General features: G+C 72.8%; 17 protein-coding genes. 2 read left to right on the forward strand and 15 right to left on the reverse strand.

Features of this window, described 5'->3' with window-relative positions; all coding sequences use genetic code 11:
• Nucleotides 1-203 precede the first annotated feature (203 nt).
• From ACIRBX_RS29105 to ACIRBX_RS29115, 3 genes are all read right to left on the reverse strand, one after another.
• Nucleotides 204-812, reverse strand: coding sequence for a hypothetical protein (locus tag ACIRBX_RS29105; protein ID WP_402301155.1), 609 nt, complete (start codon nucleotides 810-812; stop codon nucleotides 204-206).
• A gap of 104 nt (nucleotides 813-916) precedes the next feature.
• On the reverse strand, nucleotides 917-2152 hold the full coding sequence (gene mqnC, locus ACIRBX_RS29110) for a cyclic dehypoxanthinyl futalosine synthase (RefSeq protein WP_402301158.1): 1236 nt from the start codon (nucleotides 2150-2152) through the stop codon (nucleotides 917-919).
• A gap of 134 nt (nucleotides 2153-2286) precedes the next feature.
• Entirely contained in the window at nucleotides 2287-3171 is an 885-nt protein-coding gene (locus tag ACIRBX_RS29115) for a menaquinone biosynthetic enzyme MqnA/MqnD family protein (RefSeq protein WP_402301161.1), read from the reverse strand.
• Nucleotides 3172-3479: 308 nt separating this feature from the next.
• Between ACIRBX_RS29115 and ACIRBX_RS29120 the strand changes: the two genes are divergently transcribed.
• Nucleotides 3480-3683 carry a cold-shock protein gene (locus ACIRBX_RS29120; RefSeq protein WP_345283882.1) on the forward strand — a complete coding sequence of 68 codons (204 nt, stop codon included), beginning with the start codon at nucleotides 3480-3482 and terminating at the stop codon, nucleotides 3681-3683.
• A 178-nt stretch (nucleotides 3684-3861) separates the two neighbouring features.
• On the opposite strand, the gene ACIRBX_RS29125 is transcribed toward ACIRBX_RS29120, so the two are convergent.
• The 3 genes from ACIRBX_RS29125 to ACIRBX_RS29135 form a co-directional block, all read right to left on the reverse strand.
• Nucleotides 3862-4422, reverse strand: a complete 561-nt coding sequence (locus ACIRBX_RS29125) for a Uma2 family endonuclease (protein ID WP_402301164.1) — start codon at nucleotides 4420-4422, stop codon at nucleotides 3862-3864.
• 124 nt (nucleotides 4423-4546) lie between these two features.
• Nucleotides 4547-5863 (reverse strand): dicarboxylate/amino acid:cation symporter, encoded by a 1317-nt coding sequence (locus ACIRBX_RS29130; RefSeq protein WP_402301167.1) that lies wholly within the window; start codon nucleotides 5861-5863, stop codon nucleotides 4547-4549.
• A 302-nt stretch (nucleotides 5864-6165) separates the two neighbouring features.
• Nucleotides 6166-7629: a penicillin-binding transpeptidase domain-containing protein gene (locus ACIRBX_RS29135; RefSeq protein WP_402301260.1), complete on the reverse strand. Its 1464-nt coding sequence runs from the start codon at nucleotides 7627-7629 to the stop codon at nucleotides 6166-6168.
• A gap of 255 nt (nucleotides 7630-7884) precedes the next feature.
• On the opposite strand from ACIRBX_RS29135, the gene ACIRBX_RS29140 reads away from it, so the two are divergent.
• Nucleotides 7885-9084: an MFS transporter gene (locus ACIRBX_RS29140; protein WP_402301170.1), complete on the forward strand. Its 1200-nt coding sequence runs from the start codon at nucleotides 7885-7887 to the stop codon at nucleotides 9082-9084.
• A gap of 790 nt (nucleotides 9085-9874) precedes the next feature.
• Here the strand turns inward: ACIRBX_RS29140 and ACIRBX_RS29145 are convergent.
• The 9 genes from ACIRBX_RS29145 to ACIRBX_RS29185 form a co-directional block, all read right to left on the reverse strand.
• Nucleotides 9875-13087, reverse strand: a complete 3213-nt coding sequence (locus tag ACIRBX_RS29145; RefSeq protein WP_402301173.1) for an SdrD B-like domain-containing protein — start codon at nucleotides 13085-13087, stop codon at nucleotides 9875-9877.
• 76 nt (nucleotides 13088-13163) lie between these two features.
• Nucleotides 13164-14264, reverse strand: a complete 1101-nt coding sequence (locus tag ACIRBX_RS29150; RefSeq protein WP_402301176.1) for a LacI family DNA-binding transcriptional regulator — start codon at nucleotides 14262-14264, stop codon at nucleotides 13164-13166.
• A gap of 17 nt (nucleotides 14265-14281) precedes the next feature.
• Nucleotides 14282-14614: a DUF4229 domain-containing protein gene (locus ACIRBX_RS29155; RefSeq protein WP_402301178.1), complete on the reverse strand. Its 333-nt coding sequence runs from the start codon at nucleotides 14612-14614 to the stop codon at nucleotides 14282-14284.
• A 97-nt stretch (nucleotides 14615-14711) separates the two neighbouring features.
• Nucleotides 14712-15239: a GNAT family N-acetyltransferase gene (locus ACIRBX_RS29160; protein WP_402301181.1), complete on the reverse strand. Its 528-nt coding sequence runs from the start codon at nucleotides 15237-15239 to the stop codon at nucleotides 14712-14714.
• 11 nt (nucleotides 15240-15250) lie between these two features.
• Complete coding sequence (locus tag ACIRBX_RS29165) at nucleotides 15251-16609, reverse strand: MFS transporter (protein WP_402301184.1); 1359 nt, start codon at nucleotides 16607-16609, stop codon at nucleotides 15251-15253.
• A 40-nt stretch (nucleotides 16610-16649) separates the two neighbouring features.
• Nucleotides 16650-17957 carry an MFS transporter gene (locus ACIRBX_RS29170; protein WP_402301187.1) on the reverse strand — a complete coding sequence of 436 codons (1308 nt, stop codon included), beginning with the start codon at nucleotides 17955-17957 and terminating at the stop codon, nucleotides 16650-16652.
• A 387-nt stretch (nucleotides 17958-18344) separates the two neighbouring features.
• Nucleotides 18345-18815 (reverse strand): ATP-binding protein, encoded by a 471-nt coding sequence (locus ACIRBX_RS29175; protein WP_402301190.1) that lies wholly within the window; start codon nucleotides 18813-18815, stop codon nucleotides 18345-18347.
• A 412-nt stretch (nucleotides 18816-19227) separates the two neighbouring features.
• Complete coding sequence (purU, locus tag ACIRBX_RS29180) at nucleotides 19228-20112, reverse strand: formyltetrahydrofolate deformylase (RefSeq protein ID WP_402301192.1); 885 nt, start codon at nucleotides 20110-20112, stop codon at nucleotides 19228-19230.
• A 154-nt stretch (nucleotides 20113-20266) separates the two neighbouring features.
• Complete coding sequence (locus ACIRBX_RS29185) at nucleotides 20267-20785, reverse strand: hypothetical protein (protein ID WP_402301195.1); 519 nt, start codon at nucleotides 20783-20785, stop codon at nucleotides 20267-20269.
• Nucleotides 20786-20841: the final 56 nt, after the last annotated feature.

A 20841-nucleotide genomic window follows, 5' to 3' on the forward strand; every position in this document is an offset into this window, starting at 1 on the left:
CGCGGGTGAGGAGCGGTCGGGGGTCGCATGGTTCCTGTCGGGGCTTGCCGGGCCGGGTTGGGGACGACCCGGTGTTCAGGATGGTAACCGCTGACGGTCCCTCCGGTCACGACGAGGGACCATCAGTTCACAGGATCGAGACGGCCGTTGGGACGGGTACGTCCGATTGACGGACCGTCGGACCGCGCCGCTCCCGGCCCTGGTCAGCGACGCCGGTACAGCAGCCGACCGCCCAGCACGGTGGCCAGGCAGACCGCCCCGCCCCGCTCCAGCGCCGTGGCCGAGGTCACCTCGAAGACCGCGAAGTCGGCCGGCCCGCCGGCCACCAGCGGCCGGTGCACCGCGCCCGCCAACCCCCGCCCCGGCAGCGGGTCGAGGCCGCCCCGGGCTCCGTCGCCCGGCACCGCGTGCAGCCCCGACCGGGCCACCGCGCTCCGTACCGCCGGCCGGGTGAACGGACCGGCCACCGCCGTCACCCCGTGCGCCAGCAGCCGCTGCAGCCCGAGCCGGGCACTCGGCCCGCGCCGTTCCTCCGGCACCTCGGGCAGCTCCAGCGGCTCGCTGCCCGACTCCTCGCGCGGGTCGGGGTGGTAGGCGCTCTCCAGCAGCCACCCGCCGTACGGATTGAGCAGACCCGGCGTCAGCAGCCCGTCCCAGCACCGCTCCCGGGCCCCGTCGGCCGCGAACGAGCCGTACGGGCCGAGCGCCACCACGGCGGCGCCGTCGACCAGCACCGCCCCGTCGGGGACCGGCGGGGCGGTGGGGTCGGCCGGATCGGCCAGCAGCAGGGTCGCCCGGTGCAGGGTGCGCATCAGGTGGTGATCCCCTGTCAGGAGGTGGCGGAGGCCGGGAGTCCGGCGCAGGCCCGGAGGCCGGCGGAGGCCGTGGGGTGGCGGAGGCCCGGAGGCCGCGGGGATCAGGTGGTGGAGAGGATCTTCAGCTCGGGGTGCGCGGTGCCGCCCTCGATCGCGGTGGAGGCGATGTGCGAGGCGACCCGCGGGTCGACCGGGTCGTTGGCCGGGTCGTCCAGCACCCGCAGGTGCTGGTAGGTGGTGGAGCGCTGCGCCGGGGTGCGGTCGGCGGTCCGGATCAGGTGGATCAGCTCGGTCAGGTTGGACCGGTGCTTGGCCCCGGCGGCCGAGACCACGTTCTCCTCCAGCATCACCGAGCCGAGGTCGTCGGCACCGTAGTGCAGCGAGAGCTGGCCCGCCTCCTTGCCGGTGGTGAGCCAGGAGCCCTGGATGTGCGCCACGTTGTCGAGGAACAGTCGGGCGATCGAGATCATCCGCAGGTACTCGAAGACGGTGGCCTGGGTCCGGCCCTTGAGGTGGTTGTTCTGCGGCTGGTAGGTGTACGGGATGAACGCCCGGAAGCCGCCGGTGCGGTCCTGCACCTCACGGATCATCCGCAGGTGCTCGATCCGCTCCGCGTTGGTCTCGCCGGTGCCCATCAGCATGGTGGAGGTGGACTCCACGCCGAGGTTGTGCGCGGCCTCCATGATCTCCAGCCAGCGCTCGCCCGACTCCTTCAGCGGGGCGATCGCCTTGCGCGGGCGCTCCGGCAGCAGCTCGGCGCCGGCCCCCGCGAAGGAGTCCAGGCCGGCCTTGTGGATCCGGGTGATGGCCTCCTCGATCGAGACCTTGGAGATCCGCGCCATGTGCTCGACCTCGGAGGCCCCGAGGGAGTGGATCACCAGCTGCGGGAAGTCCTTCTTGATCGCGGCGAACGCGGTCTCGTAGTACTCCACGCCGTAGTCCGGGTGGTGGCCGCCCTGGAACATCACCTGGGTGCCGCCGAGTTCGACGGTCTCGGCGCAGCGGCGGAGGATCTCGTCGAGGTCGCGGGACCAGCCCTTGTCGCTCTTCGGCGCCACGTAGAAGGCGCAGAACTTGCAGGCCGTGACGCAGACGTTGGTGTAGTTGATGTTCCGCTCGATGATGTACGTCGCGATGTGCTCGGTACCCGCGTAGCGGCGGCGGCGGACGGTGTCGGCGGCGGAGCCGAGGGCGTGCAGCGGGGCCGACCGGTAGAGGTCGAGCGCCTCTTCCGGGGTGATCCGGCCACCGGCCGCCGCACGGTCGAGGACGGCCTGCAGGTCAGTGGCGAGGGGGGTACCCCCGGCCGGAGGCTGGGGGCTGTTCTGCTCGGACACCTTTGCTGGCCCTTCTTTTCTCCGACGTCGGACCGACTCAGCCTACGCCAGCACACACGGCGCTCCGGGCCCGCACCTGCCCCCGGAGCACGGGGCCGGGGGCAGGTGCGGGTGCGGCGCGGGCCCGGGGGCGCCTACACGGGCTGGAGCAGCGTCACCCGGACGTCGGGGGCGAAGCCGGAGTCGTGGCCGACCCGGCGGGCGAACTCCGCGATGCCCGCCAACTGCCGCTCGCCGAGCGAGAAGTCGAGCGCCTCGGTGAAGTACCGCTCCAGCAGCGGGGCGTCGAACTCCTCCCAGCGCGCCGCCTGCTCGGCGACCTTCCCGGCCTCCGCCACCGACAGGTCGCGGGACTCCAGGAAGGCCCGGTGCACGGCGGCCACCAGCTCGGGGTGCTCCGCCACGTACTCCCGCCGCGCGGCCCAGACCGCGAAGACGAACGGCAGCCCGGTCCACTCCTTCCACATCTCGCCGAGGTCGTGCACCGCCAGCCCCTGCTGCGGCGCCTGCTCCAGCGAGGCCCGCAGCGCCGGGTCACCGATCAGCACGGCGGCGTCCGCATCGGCGAGCATCAGCTCCAGGTCCGGCGGGCAGGAGAAGTACTCGGGCCGGACCCCCTCCCGCTCCTCCAGCAGCAGCTGCGCCAGCCGGACCGAGGTCCGCGAGGTGGAGCCGAGCGCGACCCGCCGGCCGTCCAGCTCGGCCAGCGGCACCTTGCTGACGATCACGCAGGACATCACCGGGCCGTCGCTGCCGACCGCGATGTCGGGCAGCACGACCAGCCGGTCCGCGTGCCGCAGGTACTCCACGCAGGTGATCGGGCCGATGTCGAGCGCTCCGTTCACCAACTGGTCGCTCAGCTTCTCCGGGGTGTCCTTGCTGAGGTCGAGGTCGAGCAGGTTGCCGGTTCTCGCCAGTCCCCAGTAGAGGGGAAGACAGTTGAGGAACTGAATGTGTCCCACTCGGGGCCTTACCGCGACGGTCACCGTTGATCCTTCCGATCCGCCCGTTTGAAGCACTGTTCGCAGGGTATGCCTGCCCGGCTCGGCACCGGTCACCGGGCACCCGCGACACACGTGCGACACATACCTGACGTGGCGTTGGTCACCCCTGGTCGGGGCCGCCCGTGCGTGCTACGGTTCCACTCAGTTGCAGTTTGATTCCCCTTGCAGTACTTGAAGCCTGCGGAGCATGTAACCGCAGGCTTTTTGTAGTTTTTCAGCATTATCGAAAAACTCCGGACCCACTCCGGAGGCGGGGCGATCAGCGCAGCGGACCGGATGCCACACGGTGTGGTCTCCGAAACGTCCCTCGCAAGGAGAACGGCATGGCTCAGGGAACCGTCAAGTGGTTCAACGCTGAGAAGGGCTTCGGCTTCATCGCCCAGGATGGCGGCGGCCCCGACGTCTTCGTCCACTACTCCGCCATCAACGCGAACGGTTTCCGCTCGCTGGAGGAGAACCAGGCGGTCTCGTTCGACGTCACCCAGGGCCCGAAGGGCCCGCAGGCGGAGAACGTCACCGCTATCTGATTCATCCTCCCGATGATCTGATCGCTCTGGACCCCTGCTGGGTCCGGCAGCGGCCCGACGGGCCGTCAGCAAGAGCATGACGCGCAGTACCAAGGGGGCCCACCGAGTCTTCGGACCCGGCCGGGCCCCCTGCCTTTTCCCGTGGGCCCGCCGACGCCCCCAGCGCTCCTGCCGACCGTCAGAACCGGTCGGTGGCCAGCTCGATCCCGAACGGCTCCGGCAGGCTGATCGCCGTGCCGAACGGGTGCGGCCCGCTGACCGAGGTGTAGCCCAGCGGGCCGGGCGCGGCGTACAGCGTGCAGGTGCGCTCCTGACGGTCCACCAGCAGGTAGAGCGGGGCGCCGTACTCGGCGTACCGACGGCGCTTCACCACCCGGTCGGTGTCCCCGTCGGAGTCCGAGGTCACCTTGACCACCAACAGGGTCTGGTCGGGCACCAGAACGCGGTCCTCGTCGACCAGCCGGCTCGGCACCACGGCGAGGTCGGGGACGTACCAGTTCGGGGAGCCCGGAAGATCAAGGTTCCCCACCCCCGGCTCACAGTCCAGCTCGATCAGACGCGAGTCGAGTTGCCGCCGGATGCTTGTGATCGCGCGCTCGTGCCCCCAGGTCGGTACCACGTACTCGATGACCCCTTCGATGATCTCCGCGCGGTCACCCTTGATGTGCTGGATGGCGTACTTGAGGGCGGTCTCGGGATCGACCGACTCGTACGGGTGGTCCTGCGGGGCGACGCTCACGGGGTCCTCCTTCGCCACCGCCACGCTACCGCTGCCGACCGCCCGGCAGGGCGAGGTGCACTCCAACGGGCGACGGCCCGCCTCCCCGGGCGGGGAGGCGGGCCGTGCGGCAGGTGAAGGGGCGTCAGGCGGCGACGGCGACCTTCTCGCGCGGGGCGTCCTCGGTGAGGAGGTCGCCGGTGGGGTTGTTGTAGGCGGTGAGGTCGAGGGTCTTCTCGCGGGCCGCGACCAGGATCGGGACGACCGACTGACCGGCCACGTTGGTGGCGGTGCGGATCATGTCGAGGATCGGGTCGATGGCCAGCAGCAGGCCGACGCCCTCCAGCGGCAGGCCCAGGGTGGAGAGGGTGAGGGTCAGCATCACGATCGCGCCGGTCAGACCGGCCGTGGCGGCGGAGCCGATCACCGAGACGAAGGCGATCAGCAGGTAGTCGCCGATGCCGAGGTCGATCCCGTAGACCTGGGCGACGAAGATCGCGGCCAGCGACGGGTAGATCGAGGCGCAGCCGTCCATCTTGGTGGTGGCGCCGAACGGGACCGCGAAGGAGGCGTACTCGCTCGGGACGCCGAGCCGCTCGGTGACCCGGCGGGTGACCGGCAGGGTGCCGACCGAGGAGCGGGAGACGAAGGCCAGCTGGATGGCGGGCCAGGCGCCCCGGAAGAAGTTGACCGGGTTGAGGCCGGCGGCGAAGCGCAGCAGCAGCGAGTAGACGCCGAACAGCACGATCGCGCAGCCGACGTAGATGTCGATGGTCAGCGTGGCGAACGGGCCGAGCAGGTCCCAGCCGTACTTGGCGACGGACTTGCCGATCAGGCCGAGGGTGCCGAGCGGGGCGAGCCGGATGACCCACCACAGGGCGGTCTGGGTGAGGTCGAGGATCGACTCGCTGAGCTTGCGGACCGGCTCGGCCTTCTCGCCGATCTTCAGGATGGCGGCGCCGACCACCACGCCGAGGAAGACGATCTGGAGGACGTTCACCTCCAGGAAGGCGTCGGCGATGTTGGTCGGGATGATGCCGGTCAGGAAGTCGACCCAGGTGCCCGGGTCCTTCGGCGCCTTCAGGCCCTCGGTGGAGAGCGAGGCGCCCTTGCCCGGGTCGGTGAGCAGGCCGAGACCGAGGCCGACACCGACCGCGATCAGCGAGGTGATCAGGAACCAGAGCAGGGTGCGGCCGGCCAGCCGGGCCGCGTTGGTGACGTTGCGCAGGTTGGCGACCGACACCACGATCGCGGTGAAGACCAGCGGCGGGACGGCCAGCTTGAGCAGCTGGACGAAGGTCTTGCCGATGGTGTCCAGGGTGGTGGTCAGCCAGGAGACGTCCTGGACCCGGGCGACGTAGCCCAGGAGGAGGCCGAGGACGAGGCCGCCGACGATCTGCACCCAGAACGGGGTCTGACGGACCTTCTGCAGGAAGGAGGGCGCGGGGGCTGCTGTGGACATGGCGATGCGGCTCCGGGGGGAGTGGGGTGGGGAGAGCGACCTGGAGGGACGGGCGACACGGCTGTACGGAGCGGGAGGAGCTCAGGCGCGACGTGCCGCCGGGATACAGCTGACGCAGCGACAGCCGGTGTCCACAGCGGTGATCAGGCACGCGGAGGGCGCGAGCGGGGTGCTCGCGTCACGCATCCGGAAGGCGCCTGGGGTGGTCATGGTCAGTACAGTAGCAACAAACCTTTGAGATGTTCAAAGTACTACTTTCAAATGTGACCACGAACCACTCAGGGTTGGTCAGATCCGCCCGGCTACTTCCTCAGGTACGCCTGGGTCATCGCCTTGGACACCGGGCCGGCCAGCCCGCCGCCGGTGATCTCGTCCCGGTCCTTCGAGCCGTTCAGCACCACGGCGGCGGTGGCGATCCTCTTGCCCGCACCGTCCTCCGCGTAGGAGGTGAACCAGGCGTACGGGATGCCCGAGTTGTCCACCCCGTGCTGGGCGGTGCCGGTCTTGCCGCCCACCGTCAGGCCCGGCACCCGGGCCGCCTTGCCGGTGCCCTGCTCGACCGTGGTGACCATCGCCGAGCGCAGCTGCCCGGCGGTCCTCGCACTCACCGCCTGCGCCTGCCGCTCCGGCTCGAACTGCTGGACCGTGCGTCCGGAGTGGTCGGTCAGCCGGTCCACCTCGAAGGGCTTCATCAGCACCCCGTCGTTGGCGATCGCCGCCGAGACCATGGCCATCTGCAGCGGGGTGGCCGTCACGGAGAACTGGCCGATCCCGGTCAGCGCCACCTGCGAGGGCTCCATCCCCGACGGGTAGACGCTGGTGGCGGCCCGGACCGGGACGTCCTGCTTGGTCAGGCTGAAGCCGAACTTCTCCGCCTGGGCCTTGAGTTCGGCCTCGCCGAGGTCGGCGGCGGCCTTGGCGAAGACGTTGTTGCAGGAGTACTGGAGGGCGGTCCGCAGGGTGGCGTTCAGACAGGGGGCCGAGGGGTTCTCGTTGGTCAGCACGGTGCGGGTGTTCGGCAGCGTGTAGGGGTTGGGGCTGTCGGTCGGGGTGTCGACGTCCTTGTACAGGCCCTTCTCCAGCGCCGCGGCGGCCGTCACCAGCTTGAAGGTGGAGCCGGGGGCCAGCGTGGTGCGCAGCGCGCCGTTCACCATCGCCTTCCCCTGGTCCGCGCTCAGCCGCTGCCACTCCTGCCCGGCCGCCTTGTCCCGACCGGTGATCCCGGACGGGTCGTAGGAGGGCGTGGAGACCATCGCCAGCACGTGCCCGGTGGCCGGGTCGATCGCCACCGCCGCGCCCTGCTTGCCGCCGAGCGCGTCCCAGGCGGCCTTCTGCACCGCCGGGTCGATGGTGGTCACCACGTCGCCGCCGGGCGCGCGGCTGCGGGTCAGCCGGTCGGCCACCCGGTCGACCGGGCCGGCCAGCCGGGGGTCCGAACCGTCCAGCAGGTCGGCGTAGAGGTTCTCCAACTGGTTGCTGCCGTACGCCTGGGAGGTGTAGCCGGTGACCGGGGCGTACAGCGGGCCGTCGGTGTAGCCGCGCTTGTACGCGAGCGTGCCCTCGGTGGGGATCGAGGAGGTGACGGGCTGCCCGCCGACCAGGATGTTGCCGAGCGGCTGGGCGTAGCGGTCGATGGTGAGCCGCGCGTTCGCCGGATTGCCGGCGTACTCGTCCGCCTTGGCCACTGCCAGCCAGGTGGCCCGGGCCATCAGGGCCAGCACCAGCAGCAGGCAGAACAGCGAGGCCCGCCGCAGCGGGGTGGCCATCGAATCCCGGGTCGCGCGCGTCTTCATCCGTTCCAGTCCCGCCGCCCGGCCACGGCTTCCCGTCCGTGCGGCGGCTGGTCGCGGCCGGTGTCCCGAGCGGCCTGGTGCGTCATCAGCTGTCGGACTGTCAGACGACGAACGATCGGCCCCGGTTCCCGGCGGGGCCCCGGGGCTCGATTGACCCCGGTCTGGTTATACGTATAACTTAAGGGCTTGCCGCCCCCTGCCCACACCTGCCCCGGGAGACCGAATCCGATGGGCTACCTCGCCCTGCTCCGCGCCCCGCACGTCACCCGTCTCCTGCTCGGCACCCTGCTCGGCCGCCTCCCGGCCGGCATGACCGCCCTGGTGATCGCGCTCGCCCTGCGCGAGGCCGGCACCCCCTACAGCCGGATCGGGCTGGCCACCGCCGCCTACGCGATCGCCGCCGCGATCGGCGGGCCGGTGCTCGGCCGGATCGTCGACCGGACCGGCCAGCCCCGGGTGCTGCTGGTCTCCGCCGTGGTGGCCGGCGGCGGCTACGCCCTGCTCGCCCTGGCCCCCGGCTCGGCCTGGGCCGCCCCGATCGGCGCCGCGGTCGCCGGGCTGGCGATGCCGCCGCTGGAGCCCTGCCTGCGCTCCCTCTGGCCCGAGGTGGTCAGCGAGGAGCAGCTCGACACCGCCTACGCCTTCGACTCCGCCTCCCAGCAACTGCTGTACGTGGCAGGCCCGTTGGCGGTCGCCGGGATCGCCGCCGCGGCCTCCCCCACGGCTGCCCTGTGGACCGCCGCCGGGCTCGGCCTGGCCGGCGCCCTGGTGGTCGCCACCGCCGCCCCCGCCCGCGCCTGGCGGGCCCCGGCCCGGCACGCCTCCTCCGGCCTGCTCGGCCCGCTGCGCTCGCCCGGCCTGGTGCTGCTGCTGCTCGGCCTGGCCGGGGCCGGCTGGGCGGTCGGCGCGCAGAACGTGCTCTTCATCGCCTACGCCGAGCGGCACGAGGACGGCCTCCCCGGCGGGGCCGGCACCCTGCTGGCGCTGGCCGCCCTCGGCGGGCTGGTGGGGGCACTCGGCTACGGCGCGGTGAAGTGGCGCAGCACCACCGCCACCCGCACCTGGGTGCTGGCCCTGGCGATGGCCCTCTCCTACCTGCCGCTGCTGCTGCTCCCCTCCCCCGGGGCGATGGCCGCGCTGGCCCTGCTCTCCGGGATCGGCCTGGCGCCGCTGCTGGCGGCGGCCTTCGTGCTGATCGCGGAGCTGGCGCCGACCGGCACGGTGACGGAGGCGTTCGCCTGGCTGATCACGCTGTTCGCGACGGGCAACGCGGCGGGGTACGCGGTGTCCGGGGCACTGGCCGAATCGACGCTGGCCGGGGTCGCGCTCTGTGCGGCGGGGGGCATCGCGCTGGGCGGGGTGCTGCTGTTCGGGGCGCGGCGGCTGTTCCACCCGATGCGGAGCCCCGCGCTGGTGGCGGCGGCCTGACGTCCGGCAGGGCGGGCGCTTCGGCCACGCGCCCGGCGCGGCAGGGCAGGCGCTCGGGACGACGCGCCAGGCGCGGTAGGGCAGGCGCTCAGAACGATGCGCCAGGCGCGGTAGGGCAGGCGCTCAGGGGCGCGGGGAACTGCGCGGGGTGGGAGGGCAGCACGTGCAACTGGCTGACGGTGAGTCGGTTGCCGGTGAGCCGCCTTCCGATTCGCGCAGTTCCTCGCGCCCCTGAGCACCTGCCCTACCGGGCCTACGTACGCACGGCACCCCTACGGGGTGGGAGGGCAGCACGTGCAACTGGCTGACGGTGGGTCGGCTTCCGGTAGGCCGCCTTCCGATTCGCGCAGTTCCTCGCGCCCCTGAGCGCTGCCCTACCGGGCCTACGTACGCACGACACCCCTGCGGGGTGGGAGGGCAGCACGTGCAACTGGCTGACGGTGGGTCGGTTGCCGGTGGGCCGCCTTCCGATTCGCGCAGTTCCCCGCGCCCCTGAGCACCTGCCCTACCGAGCCTACGTACGCACCGCGCCCCTGCGGGGTGGGAAGGCAGCACGTGCCACTGGCTGACGGTGGGTCGGTAGCTGGTCGGCCGCCTTCCGATTCGCGCAGTTCCTCGCGCCCCTGAGCACCTGCCCTACCGAGCCTGTCGCGTCGTCCTGAGCACCTGTCCTTCCGAGCCTGCGTACGCACCACACCCCTGAGCGGCTGCCCTGCCGGGCCCGGGGTGCCGATAGATGCCGAAGGCCCGGCCTCCGTGGGGGGAGGTCGGGCCTTCGGTCCGTCAGGGGCTAGCCGTGGCGGCCCCGGTGGCGGGTGGCGATCAGGAGGAGGCCGGCGGCCACCAGGAGGGCGGCCAGGGCCCCGAGCGGGGCGGCCGGGCCGGTGCCGGTGTCCGGGAGCGGGTGGGTCGGGCTCGGCGAGGGGACCGGCTTCGGGGTGACGGTTGGGGCCGGGGTCGGGTCGGGCGAGGGGCTGGGGTCGGGCGAGGGGTCGGGGGTCGGCGGCGGGGTGGGCTCGACCGGCCGGATCAGGCCCAGGTCGATGTTCAACTGCTGCGTGCCACCGGTGAGTTCGACCACCGGGGTGAGCCCGGTGGCCGGGTCGGCGTCGGAGTCCTCGGGCGAGGCCGCGGTCCGCCGGACGGCGTCCTGCTGGGTGACGGTGGCGCCGGCCGGCAGCGTGGCCAGGTCGAAGCGGACCTGGTAGGAGCCGTTCGGCAGCCGGGAGAAGAGGTACGCCCCGGCCGCGTCGCTGGTGGAGGCGACCGGCTTCCCGGTCTTGTCACGGACCTCCCGGCCCGTCCCGTCCAGCAGGTACGCGGTGACTCCGGCGACGCCCGGCTCGCCCGCGTCCTGGAGGCCGTTCCGGTTCAGGTCGCTCCAGACGAAGTCACCGAGCGAGTTGTCCGGCACCGCCGGCCAGTGCACCCCGACGCCGACCTTGGCCGGCTCGGCCGGCAGCAGCGGCTGCCCGGTGTGGTCGGTCGCGGTGTAGGCGAAGCTGTTCCAGGCGAAGGCGTTCTCGTCCGCGTCGTACGAGGCGACCATCGGCCAGGTCAGCGTGAAGACCCCGCCCGGCGCCAGCGCCCCGGGGCGCCTGATGCGGAACCAGGTGGCCGCCCCGGGGCCGGGGAAGGCGGTGCTCCAGGCGGCGGCCTCGTTGCAGGCGGCGGCCGGGACGCTCGGCAGCGAGGCCGGGCGGCAGGGCTCCGCGTCGGTGGTGTACTCGACCACCACGGTCGGGTCGCTGCTGGTGATCGGCTCGGTCAGCGACGGGGTCCACGCACTGCCGCGCGGGGTCTCGGGCCGCAGCACGTAGCCGTCGCCGGGGGTGGGCAGGCGGTCGTAGGCGGTGAACTCGGTGACCGGGTCGGCCGAGTCGTTGCGCACCGTCATCCGGTAGGAGACGGTGCCGCCCGGGGAGGTGGTGCCGGAGGAGCCGTAGTCGGTGTCCTGATCCCCCTTCACCTCCTTGAAGGCGCGCAGCACGGCGGGCACCTGGATCTCCACCTGGGAGGAGGCCGGGCAGAGGGTCTCGGTGGTGTCGCCGTTCTGGTTGAGGTCGTCGGTGTCCGGGACCCCGGTGCTGGTGCCGTTGTAGAAGCAGGCGACCGGGACGGTCGGCTGGTCCACCGTCACGTAGATGTCGTTGGTGAGCGTGCCGGGCTGGGCGCTGCCCGCGATCATCGCGTCGAACAGCACCCGGTAGGCGCGGTCGTCGTGCAGGTAGGTCATGTCGGGCGCACCGGCCGGCCAGGTCATCCGGAGCAGCTGGCGGCCGTCCTTGCCGGGCAGCACGGCCACCTCGGCCGGGGCCTTGGCCTCGCTCCAGGCCGGGTCGGGCCGGACCGAGCCGTCCACGTAGACCACGCCGGGCGGCAGCAGGTCGTAGAGCACCAGCGGCCGGTCCAGCTCGCGACCGGTCCGGTTGTACGGGATCACCTGGAAGGTGGAGGTGGCGCCGGGGGCGACCACCGCACCGGAGACGGTGGTCTTGGCCGCACCGAGGTTGGTGGCGTCGGTGACGGTGAGGGAGGCGCAGGCGTTGGCCCGGGCGGTGTCGGTGCCGTCGGTGGCGACGGTGTCCACGCAGTTGGTCAGCGGCTGCGGGGCGGGGCGGCCGTCGTGGCCCCGGTACAGCACCTGGCCGGTGACCTGGACCGAGTTGCCCGGGCTCCAGCCGGTCGGGATCGGCCCAGTCCAGCTGAACCGCAGGCCGTCCAGCCAGCGGCCGGCCGGGATGCCCAGCACGTCGTCGGCCGGGTCGCTCGCCTCCCCCTCCCGGACCATGATCCGACGGGCCGACGCGCCGTCGAAGGCGGTGCCGGGGGTGAAGGCGAGCCAGGCCGGGTCACCGTTCAGCCGGTACTCCAGGGTCATCCCGACGGCCTTCGGGGTCCACGGCGAGAGCTGGATGCTCTGCGGGTGGATCCAGTTGTAGAGCCCGTCGGTGGTGCCCGCGCCCGGGTCGGTCATCACCAGGCTGGTGGCCGGGCCGGCCAGGTTGGTGGCGAACAGGCTGAAGCTGGCCAGGTCGCCGGAGACGATCCGGTCCACCCAGGACTTGGAGGTGGTCACCTGCACCCCGGTGGCCGGGTCCTGGAAGACCGGCGAGGTGGCGGTGGCGTCCGAGAGGTCCCGCTCCGGGTCGGGGCCGAGCGGATCGCCCTTCAGGGTCACCGAGTTGTCGGCGGTGGTGCCGGTCGGGAAGTCCGCCTCGGGGAAGTTCACCACCAGCACGCCGGGGGTGCGGCAGCCCGCCTGCCCGTTGCCGGAGCGGAAGGCGCCGTTGTCGAACTCCCAGGTGTTCTCGGTGCCGGGCACCTTGGACCAGCCCGGCGAGCGCGAGGTGTCCACCACCGCGCCGGGCGGCAGCACGTCCACCAGCCGGGAGGTGTCCAAGTCGACGTTGGGCACCTTGTCGGTGGAGCAGGCGCTGAACTGGTAGGTGACGGACCGTCCGTCCTGGCTGGAGGTCTGGACGCCCTTGGTCACCGTGTACTTCGGCTCCACCACGGCGGTGGTGGTCGCGGTGTCGGTGATCGGCGGCTCGCCGTCGGCGGTCAGGGTGGCGCTGTTGACCGCCTGCGTCCCGTTGGCCGTCGAGAAGTTGGGGTACTTCACCACCACGGTGGCGGTGGCCGTGGTGCCGGGGGTGAGGTCCTTGAGCTTGATGGTCATGGTCTGGCCCCTGGACCCGGCGGCCGGGACGGTGGAGCCGTCCACGTCCACCGTCGAGGCGTCCGGGGTCCAGCCGACGAACTCCACCTCGGGCGGCAGCTGATCGGTGATCACCGGATTGACGCAGTCCGAGACCGAGCAGGTGTAGCGCAGGGTGTAGGTGACGTTCTGCCCCGGGGCGGGATCGGCCGGGCTGGCGTCCTTGGTGAAGGTGACCGCCGCCTGCGCGGGCGCCGCCAGCACCCCGTTCAGCAGGGTGCCGGCCACCAGGCCGAGGGCGGTGAGCAGCCTGAGGGGGTGGCCCCGGGGAATCTTGAGCATGGGCCCAGTCCAACGCCTGGCCCGCCGTCAGCTCCGCTGCCACGAGGGGGTTTCACCCGGCGGAACCAACGGATCGTCAGATGAACGGCCGGAAGGGCCGGGTGGAGCTGCGCTCGACCAGCCGGGTGGCCAGCGGCGGCACCGGCTCGGCCGGCTCGCCCCGCAGCAGTGCGGCCAGCGCGGCGGCCCCGGCCCGGCCGAGCTCCTCGCCCGGCAGGTCCACGGTGGTCAGCGGCGGCGCCAGCAGGTCGGCCACCGGGATGTTGTCCATGCCGACCACCGAGACGTCGTCCGGGATCCGCAGGCCCAGCTCGGCCGCCGCCTGGTAGAGGCCGGAGGCCACCACGTCGTCGTCGCAGACCACCGCGTGCGGCCGGTCCGGCCGGGCCAGCAGCTCCCGGGCGGCCTCCCGGGCGGCCTGCTGGCCGTCGTTCAGGGTGACCCCGAGCTCCATGACCTCCAGGCCCCGGGCGGCCCGCTCGAAGGCGGCCTGCCGGATCCGGAAGGTGTAGGCGGAGTGGGTCGAGCGCAGGTGGCCGATCCGCCGGTGGCCCAGGGCGGCCAGGTGCTCCACCGCGGCCCGCATGCCGCCCGCCACGTCCAGCTCCACGGTCGGACGGGGCCGGCCGGTGCCCGGATCCGCCAGGGCCGGATCGGCGTCCAGGAAGACGGCGGGGGTGCCGGCCGGCAGCGCGCCGAGCTGGCTGTCGTCCGGCGAGCAGACCAGCAGGCCGTCGAAGCGGCTGGTGGTGGCGGCCTCGGCCAGCGTCGCGCTGCCCCAGCCGGAGCTGACCACCACGGCCAGCCCGTGCCGCCCGGCCTCCTCGTGCACCCCGACCAGCACCCGGCCGAAGAACGGCCCGAGCATGTTCGGCACCGCCAGCAGGATCATCCCGCTGCGGCCCAGCCGGAGTTGACGGCCCGCCGCCTGCGGGCGGTAGTCCAGCTCGCGGGCCGCCTCGCGGACCCGCTCCCGGGTGGCCGGCGAGACCCGCTGGCCCGCCTCCGAGCCGGAGAACACCAGCGAGACGGTGGCCTGCGAGACCCCGGCCAGCCGGGCCACGTCCCGGCCGGTCGGCCGGCGCGGCGGGGCGGCGGGGCCGGTCGGTGCGGGCTGCTCGGCCGGCACGCGCCGATCCACCGGTACGGGCGGCTCGGCCGGGGGCGGGGTGGTCATCGGGCGGGCGGGACGGGTCAGTTGGCGGCGGAGCTGCGGGTCGCCTCGGCGGCGCGGGCCGCGTCGTCGGCCTCGTCCTCCTGCGCGGCGGTGGCGGCCGAGCGGGCCCGGCGGGCGGCCACCTTGTCGGCCAGCTGGGCCGACATCGCGTCCCGTTGCTTGCTGAGCAGCACGTAGCTGAGCGGGGCCGAGACGAACCCGGCGATCAGCACCAGGAAGACCACGCCGGTGTTCCCCGTCACCGGGATGACCCCGTAGTGACCGAGCACCAGGGAGATCAGCAGGCAGGACAGGAAGATGCTGACCCGCATCGAGGTGTAGCGGAGCGTGGCGTGCTTCTGGCTGCTCACGGTGGTGTCCTTCACGGCGGGGGTACGGCTGGCACGGCAGTCCAGTGAAACACGACCTGACGCCCGGGAGACGCCAGGGTCCCGGGCCGGCGCCCGGTCAGGCGAGTTGCCGCCACATCGTCACGTCGTCGCGGTCGTCGCCCGGCCCGACCCGGATCGCTCCGGGCACCCGGCCGACCTCGGCGTACCCGCAGCCGCCGTAGAACCGCTCCAGCCCGTGACCGCCGCGCAGGGTCAGCCGAAGGCCCGTCAGGCCCCAGTCGAGCGCGACCCGGTCGGCCTCGGCCAGCAGCTCGGCGCCGTAGCCGCGCCCCTGGAAGTCCGGGTGCACCATGACCCGCTTGAGCAGCCGCCAGTGCTCCATCAGCTCGAAGCGCATCGACTCGAAGAACAGCATCGCCGCCAGTCGGCCGGTCTCCGGCTCCCGGGCGATCAGCAGGACGTCCGGCTGTCCCGGGCCGAGACCGCCGAACTGCTTCTCGGCCGTCACCCAGACCTGGTCCTCCGTCACCGGGGGGACGAAGCCGACCGCACCGCCCGCGTTGCTGACGTCGGTCCAGAGCGTGACGACCTCGGCGCGCAGCTCGGGCGTCAGCTCGGGGGCCAGGGTGAAGGTGAGCGTCATGATCCCCGAGCCTAGTCGGCGGGGGTGACCGCCCTCGGGGTGACCTGCGGCTCGGCATCGGCGGGGGCGGCCGGGGCGGGGACGGCGGCGGGGACGGCGGCGGCCGGGGTGCCCCGGCCGAGGGCCAGGCAGAGCACCACGGCCACCGCGCAGAGCCCGCCCGCGCCGTACCAGGCCAGGTCGTAGTCGCCGAAGCGGTCGCGGGACAGCCCGGCCAGCGAGGCCACCACGGCCGCGCCGATCTGGTGGCAGGCCAGCACCCAGCCGAAGACCACCGGGGCGTCCGCACCGAACTCGCGCCGGCAGAGCGCGATGGTGGGCGGCACGGTGGCCACCCAGTCCAGGCCGTAGAAGATGATGAAGGCCAGGATCGGCGGCTCCAGCGAGCCGGCGAACAGCTGCGGCAGGACGAGCAGCGAGACCCCGCGCAGCGCGTAGTAGGTGACCAGCAGCGCGCGGGAGTCGAAGCGGTCGGTGAACCAGCCGCTGGCCACCGTGCCGACCACGTCGAAGACGCCGACCAGGGCGAGCAGGCCCGCGGCGGTGGTCACCGGCATGCCGTGGTCGTGCGCGGCCGGGATGAAGTGGGTGCCGACCAGCCCGGCGGTGGTCGCCCCGCAGATCGCGAACGAGGCCGCCAGCAGCCAGAACGAGCGGCTGCCGGCCGCCTCCCGGAGGATCCGCAGGCTGCGCAGGATGGCGCTGCCCTCGGTCTTCGGCACCTCCGGCTGCTCGGTCGCGCCATACGGGAGCAGGCCGAGGTCGGACGGGCGCTCGCGCATCAGCAGCAGCACCGGGACGGCGACGGCGGTCGCGCAGAGCGAGACCACCACCACGGCTGTGCGCCAGCCCTGGCCCTCCACCAGCCAGGCCAGCAGCGGCATGAAGACCAGGTTGCCGGCCGCGCCGGCGGCGGTCAGCACGCCGGTGACCAGGCCCTGACGGGCCGTGAACCAGCGGCCGGTGACGGTGGTGGCGAAGGCACCCGCCATCGAGCCGGACCCGAGGCCGACCAACACGCCCCAGCAGAGCACCAGTTGCCAGCTCTGCGTCATCAGGATGGTCAGTCCGGAGCCGGCCGAGATGGCCAGCAGCGCGCAGACCACCACCAGCCGGACGCCGAACCGGTCCATCAGCGCGGCGGCGAACGGGGCGGTCAGCCCGTAGAGGGTGAGGTTGACCGACACCGCGCTCGCCACCGTGGCGTGCGACCAGCCGAACTCGGCGTTCAGCGCGTCCATCATCAGGCCGGGCGTGGACCGGAAGCCGGCCGACCCGAGCAGCACCAGCAGGGCGACCGCCGCCACCACCCAGGCGTAGTGGAGGCGGGGGGCTCGGGGTGCCCGGGCGGGCTCACTGGGTGCGGTCACGGCCGACAGCGTAGGGACTGCCGCAGGCCCGGTACACGGGTTATCCGTTCAACGTGAGGTCGGCACCGGTCTTCGATGGGGCGGCAGCGGCCGGCACCCCGCCCGGGTCCGCCCGGCGCAGCCCGCGCACCGGCCGGGCCAGCAGCAGCGCGACCACGGTCAGGACGGCGACCAGGATGCCGAGTTCGAGGGTGCGGGTGGTGCCGAAGGCGGTGATGGCCGGGCCGGCCAGCGCGCTGCCGACCGGGAACATGCAGACCGAGCCGGCCACCTCGTAGGCGTGGATCCGGTTCAGCACCTCGCCGGGCACCTGGGTCTGCACGCTGGTGGCCCACATGACGCTCCAGAAGGTCAGGCCGACGCCGACCACGAACTGGGCGACCCCGAGCAGCCAGACCGGCCAGCCGGAGACCAGGCCGATCGGGTAGAGCGGGAAGACGACCATGGCCACCGCCCCGGCGGCGAGCGGCCGTTGGGGCTTGTAGCGGACCGCGAGCAGCCCGCCGGCCACGGTGCCGGCACCGAGCACGCTGTTCAGCACCGCGAAGGTGGTGGGGCCGTGCTCGCCCACCACCAGCCCGGCCGAGATCGGCTGCAGCGGTCCCCAGGCGGCGACCGTGAAGACCATCCAGATCAGGATCACGCCCCAGAGCCAGCTGCGGGCCCGGAACTCGTGCCAGCCCACCACCAGGTTCCGCCAGAGGCTGTCCCCCGCGGGCGGGGCCGGGACGGGGCCGAGCCGGAGCGCGAGCAGGCCCAGCGCGCTGATCCCGAAGGTGACGGCGGCGATCACCATCACCCAGCCGGTGGCAGCCGCACCGACCAGCACGCCGGCCAGCGCCGGGCCGACCAGGGTGGTGAGGGCCTCGGCGGTGCGCAGCACGCCGTTGGCCCCCTGCACGTCGCGGGCCACCAGCGGGACGGTGGAGGCCGCACCGGGCTGGAACATCGCGGCGGCGGTGCCGGCCATCGCGAGCAGCAGGTAGAGGTGCCAGAGCTGGTCGATGCCCCGGAAGAACAGGACGGCCAGCAGCACCCGGGTGGTGAGGTTGGTGAGGTCGGCGGCGATCATCATCCGGCGGGCCGTGAAGCGGTCCGCCAGCACGCCGCCGAACAGCACGAAACCGGCGAACGGGGCGAACAGGAAGGCCAGGGCGAAGCCGACGGTGCCGACGTCGTGCCCGGCGCTGATGAGTCCGGCGGAGACCGCGACCGGGAGCATCGCGTCGCCGAGCAGGCCGGAGCTGCGGGCGGTGAAGTAGAGCCGGAAGTTCCGGGACCAGATGGCGGGTTGGTCGTCGACGGGTGGGGCGGCGACGGTGGGGGCCGGTGTTTCGGGGAGCGTCACCCCAGCAGTTTTGGTCCAGACCACTTGGACACGCCAGCGAATTAGGGTCACGATCCCGCAGCGGGTGCCGGACGGACCGTCAGGCGGAGGTCGGGCGGACCGTCGGGCGGAGGTCGGACGGCAGCCGCTGCTCGGCCGCCGTCCGACCCCTGGCGCGGACCCTGAAATCCCGCGCGTCCAGCTCTCCGTGCTCGCCGAGGAAGGGCCGACCGGGCGCTCGGCAGCTGCTGATCCCCCATGCTGACCGCACCCGGTGATCCCTCGGCGTCCCCTCACGACGGGGAGCTGCACCCAAGAGTGATCAGTCGGATACGTCACGTCAATGGGTTGTCGGAAATTCGGAATGGTTGCGGCGCATTTAGCGCGCGGAGGGCGCACGCCGGAGCGCTATCCGATCAGCGCGCCCCCCGGGCCACCGGCCCCCTCCAGGGCCGGCAGATCGGTCGCACAGCCCCCGATCTCGCACCAGACCCGCTTGCCGGAACCGTCCGGGTACCAACCCCAGCTCTCGCAGAGCAGTTCGACCAGCTCCAGGCCGCGTCCGTTGGTGGCGTCGCCCGGGGCGTGCCGGGGCACCGGGGCACTGGTGCTGCCGTCGGCCACCTCGACCCGGACCCGGCTCGGCCCCGACCCGCCGTCACCCTCGGCCAGCGGCAGCAGGAGCCGGAGCACGGCCGGCGAGCCGGTGTGCACCACCGCGTTGGTGACCAGCTCGGAGACCACCAGCACCAGCGTCTCGGCCAGCGGCGCGTCCGGATCGAGCCCGTGCCCCTGGAACCGCGACCGCACCCACCGGCGGGCCCGCCCGACCTCCGCCGGGTCGGCCCGCACCGCCAGCTGCACCTGAAGTACCTGCACCGCACACCACCCGCACTCGCAGTTCGAGGCCCGGTCGGACCGGCCTCGGCCCCGTCACGAATACGCCTCAGAATGATCGGCTCGGCCATTCTCAGCAAGCGCTTCGGGCATATTCCAGCATCAGAGGGACGACGCAGTGCATACTGTCCCGCTCACCCTGGCGAACGTCGCACCGACGATCGCCCGGCCACCCTCGCCACCTGCACGTGGAGGGTGCCACGGGCTCCACGAAAGGTACCGCGCGGCGGCTCGGATCAGGCTGCCGCCACGAGCGAACCACCCTTCCTACATGTGTCCAGCACCGCTCGAACATCGAAGGGCGGTACGGCCTCCGCCGGTTGACGGATCGAAACGTCCTCGAACGGATTCCCCCACCCGGCGACGGCCGGCGGCGCCCCGGGCGGACGGGCCGTCAGGCGAAGACCACCGTGCGGGTGCCGTTCAGCAGCACCCGGCGCTCGCTGTGCCACTTGACCGCCCGGGCCAGCGCCTGGCACTCCACGTCCCGGCCGAGCGCGACCAGTTGGTCCGGCGTCACGTCGTGGGTGACCCGGGCGACCTCCTGCTCGATGATCGGGCCCTCGTCCAGGTCGGCGGTGACGTAGTGCGCGGTGGCACCGATCAGCTTCACGCCCCGGGCGTGGGCCTGGTGGTAGGGCTTGGCGCCCTTGAAGCTCGGCAGGAAGGAGTGGTGGATGTTGATGACCCGTCCGGTCAGCGCCTTGCAGAGGTCGTCGGAGAGCACCTGCATGTAGCGGGCCAGCACCACCAGGTCGACCTGCTCGGCGGCCACCAGGTCGAGCAGCTGCTGCTCGGCCTCGGCCTTGTTGTCCCGGGTCACCGGCAGGTGGTGGAAGGGGATGCCGTAGGACTCGGTGAGCTCCCGGAAGTCGGTGTGGTTGGAGACCACGGCGGCGATCTCCACCGGCAGCGCGCCGATCCGGGTGCGGAACAGCAGGTCGTTCAGGCAGTGGCCGAACTTCGACACCATCAGCACCACCCGCATCCGCTCGCTGCCCGGGGTGATCTGCCAGTCCATCCGGAACGAGGCACCGATCGCCGCGAAGCTGGCCCGCAGCTTCTCGGTGTTCGCGGCCGGATCGCTGCTGACGGGGTGTTCGGCGGCGAAGTGCACCCGCATGAAGAACAGCCCGCTGTCCGCGTCCCCGAACTGCTGGCTGTCGATGATGTTGCAGCCGGTCATGAAGAGGTAGCTGGAGACCGCGTGCACGATCCCCTGCTTGTCCGGGCAGGACAGCGTGAGGACGTACTGGGCGCTGGCGGTCTGCTGGTCCACGGGACGTTCCGTTCTGCGGTCGCGGGCGGGTCGTCCAGGCTTTCACATCCCGGACGGGCTCCGTCCCGCTGACCGCACTGCGGGACGCCCGGCGGGACGCACTGCGGGACGCCCGGCAGCCGGCCGGCCGCCCCGGTGCGCCACGGCCAGGGGCTCAGCCGACCCGGGTGAGGATGCGCAGCACCTCCAGCGAGCGCGGCGGCGCGTCCGGGTCCTCGCCGTCCGCCAGCGTCAGCCGAACGTGTGCCTCCCGGGCCGCCGCGACGGCGGCCGGCCAGCCGGGGTGGCCGAGGTAGGTGGCGGCCGGGGCGTCCGCCCCGACCTCGTGCAGCACCCGGAGCACCGCCAGCACCGCGGCGTCCACCAGGGCCGCCTCCTCCTCGTCGCGCAGGATCGCGCCGACGTACTTCGCGGCCGGCCAGCGGTCCAGCCAGCTGTCCTCGACCAGCCGGTAGACGGCGTCGGTCACGTCGCCGTACCCGTCCTGGCCGGCCAGCCAGGCGCGCTGCTGGAAGTCGGGGTCGGCGAGCATGTGCAGGGCCGAGCGGATCCGGGCGCGCCAGCGCCACCACGGCAGGTCGTTGATCGGCATGCCGCCCATCGTGCTGGAGCCGTGCCCGGTCCGAGAAGGGGTTCGGGCCGAACGATGCGAAGAACTTGTACTCGCGGACATGGGGATCGATGCTACGTGCCCGGACCTTGCACGATCTACCCGCGTCCCGCAACCTC

Origin of the sequence: Kitasatospora sp. NPDC096147 (assembly GCF_044763225.1) — a bacterium.
Taxonomy (GTDB): domain Bacteria; phylum Actinomycetota; class Actinomycetes; order Streptomycetales; family Streptomycetaceae; genus Kitasatospora.

Bases quoted from the DNA above. Each gene is read 5' to 3' on its own strand.
- ACIRBX_RS29130 (WP_402301167.1), bottom strand. From the start codon at position 5,863: ATGTCCACAGCAGCCCCCGCGCCCTCCTTCCTGCAGAAGGTCCGTCAG.
- ACIRBX_RS29150 (WP_402301176.1), bottom strand. From the start codon at position 14,264: ATGACCACCCCGCCCCCGGCCGAGCCGCCCGTACCGGTGGATCGGCGC.
- ACIRBX_RS29160 (WP_402301181.1), bottom strand. From the start codon at position 15,239: ATGACGCTCACCTTCACCCTGGCCCCCGAGCTGACGCCCGAGCTGCGC.
- ACIRBX_RS29185 (WP_402301195.1), bottom strand. From the start codon at position 20,785: ATGTCCGCGAGTACAAGTTCTTCGCATCGTTCGGCCCGAACCCCTTCT.
- ACIRBX_RS29145 (WP_402301173.1), bottom strand. From the start codon at position 13,087: ATGCTCAAGATTCCCCGGGGCCACCCCCTCAGGCTGCTCACCGCCCTC.
- ACIRBX_RS29135 (WP_402301260.1), bottom strand. From the start codon at position 7,629: ATGGCCACCCCGCTGCGGCGGGCCTCGCTGTTCTGCCTGCTGCTGGTG.
- ACIRBX_RS29140 (WP_402301170.1), top strand. From the start codon at position 7,885: ATGGGCTACCTCGCCCTGCTCCGCGCCCCGCACGTCACCCGTCTCCTG.
- ACIRBX_RS29105 (WP_402301155.1), bottom strand. From the start codon at position 812: ATGCGCACCCTGCACCGGGCGACCCTGCTGCTGGCCGATCCGGCCGAC.
- ACIRBX_RS29120 (WP_345283882.1), top strand. From the start codon at position 3,480: ATGGCTCAGGGAACCGTCAAGTGGTTCAACGCTGAGAAGGGCTTCGGC.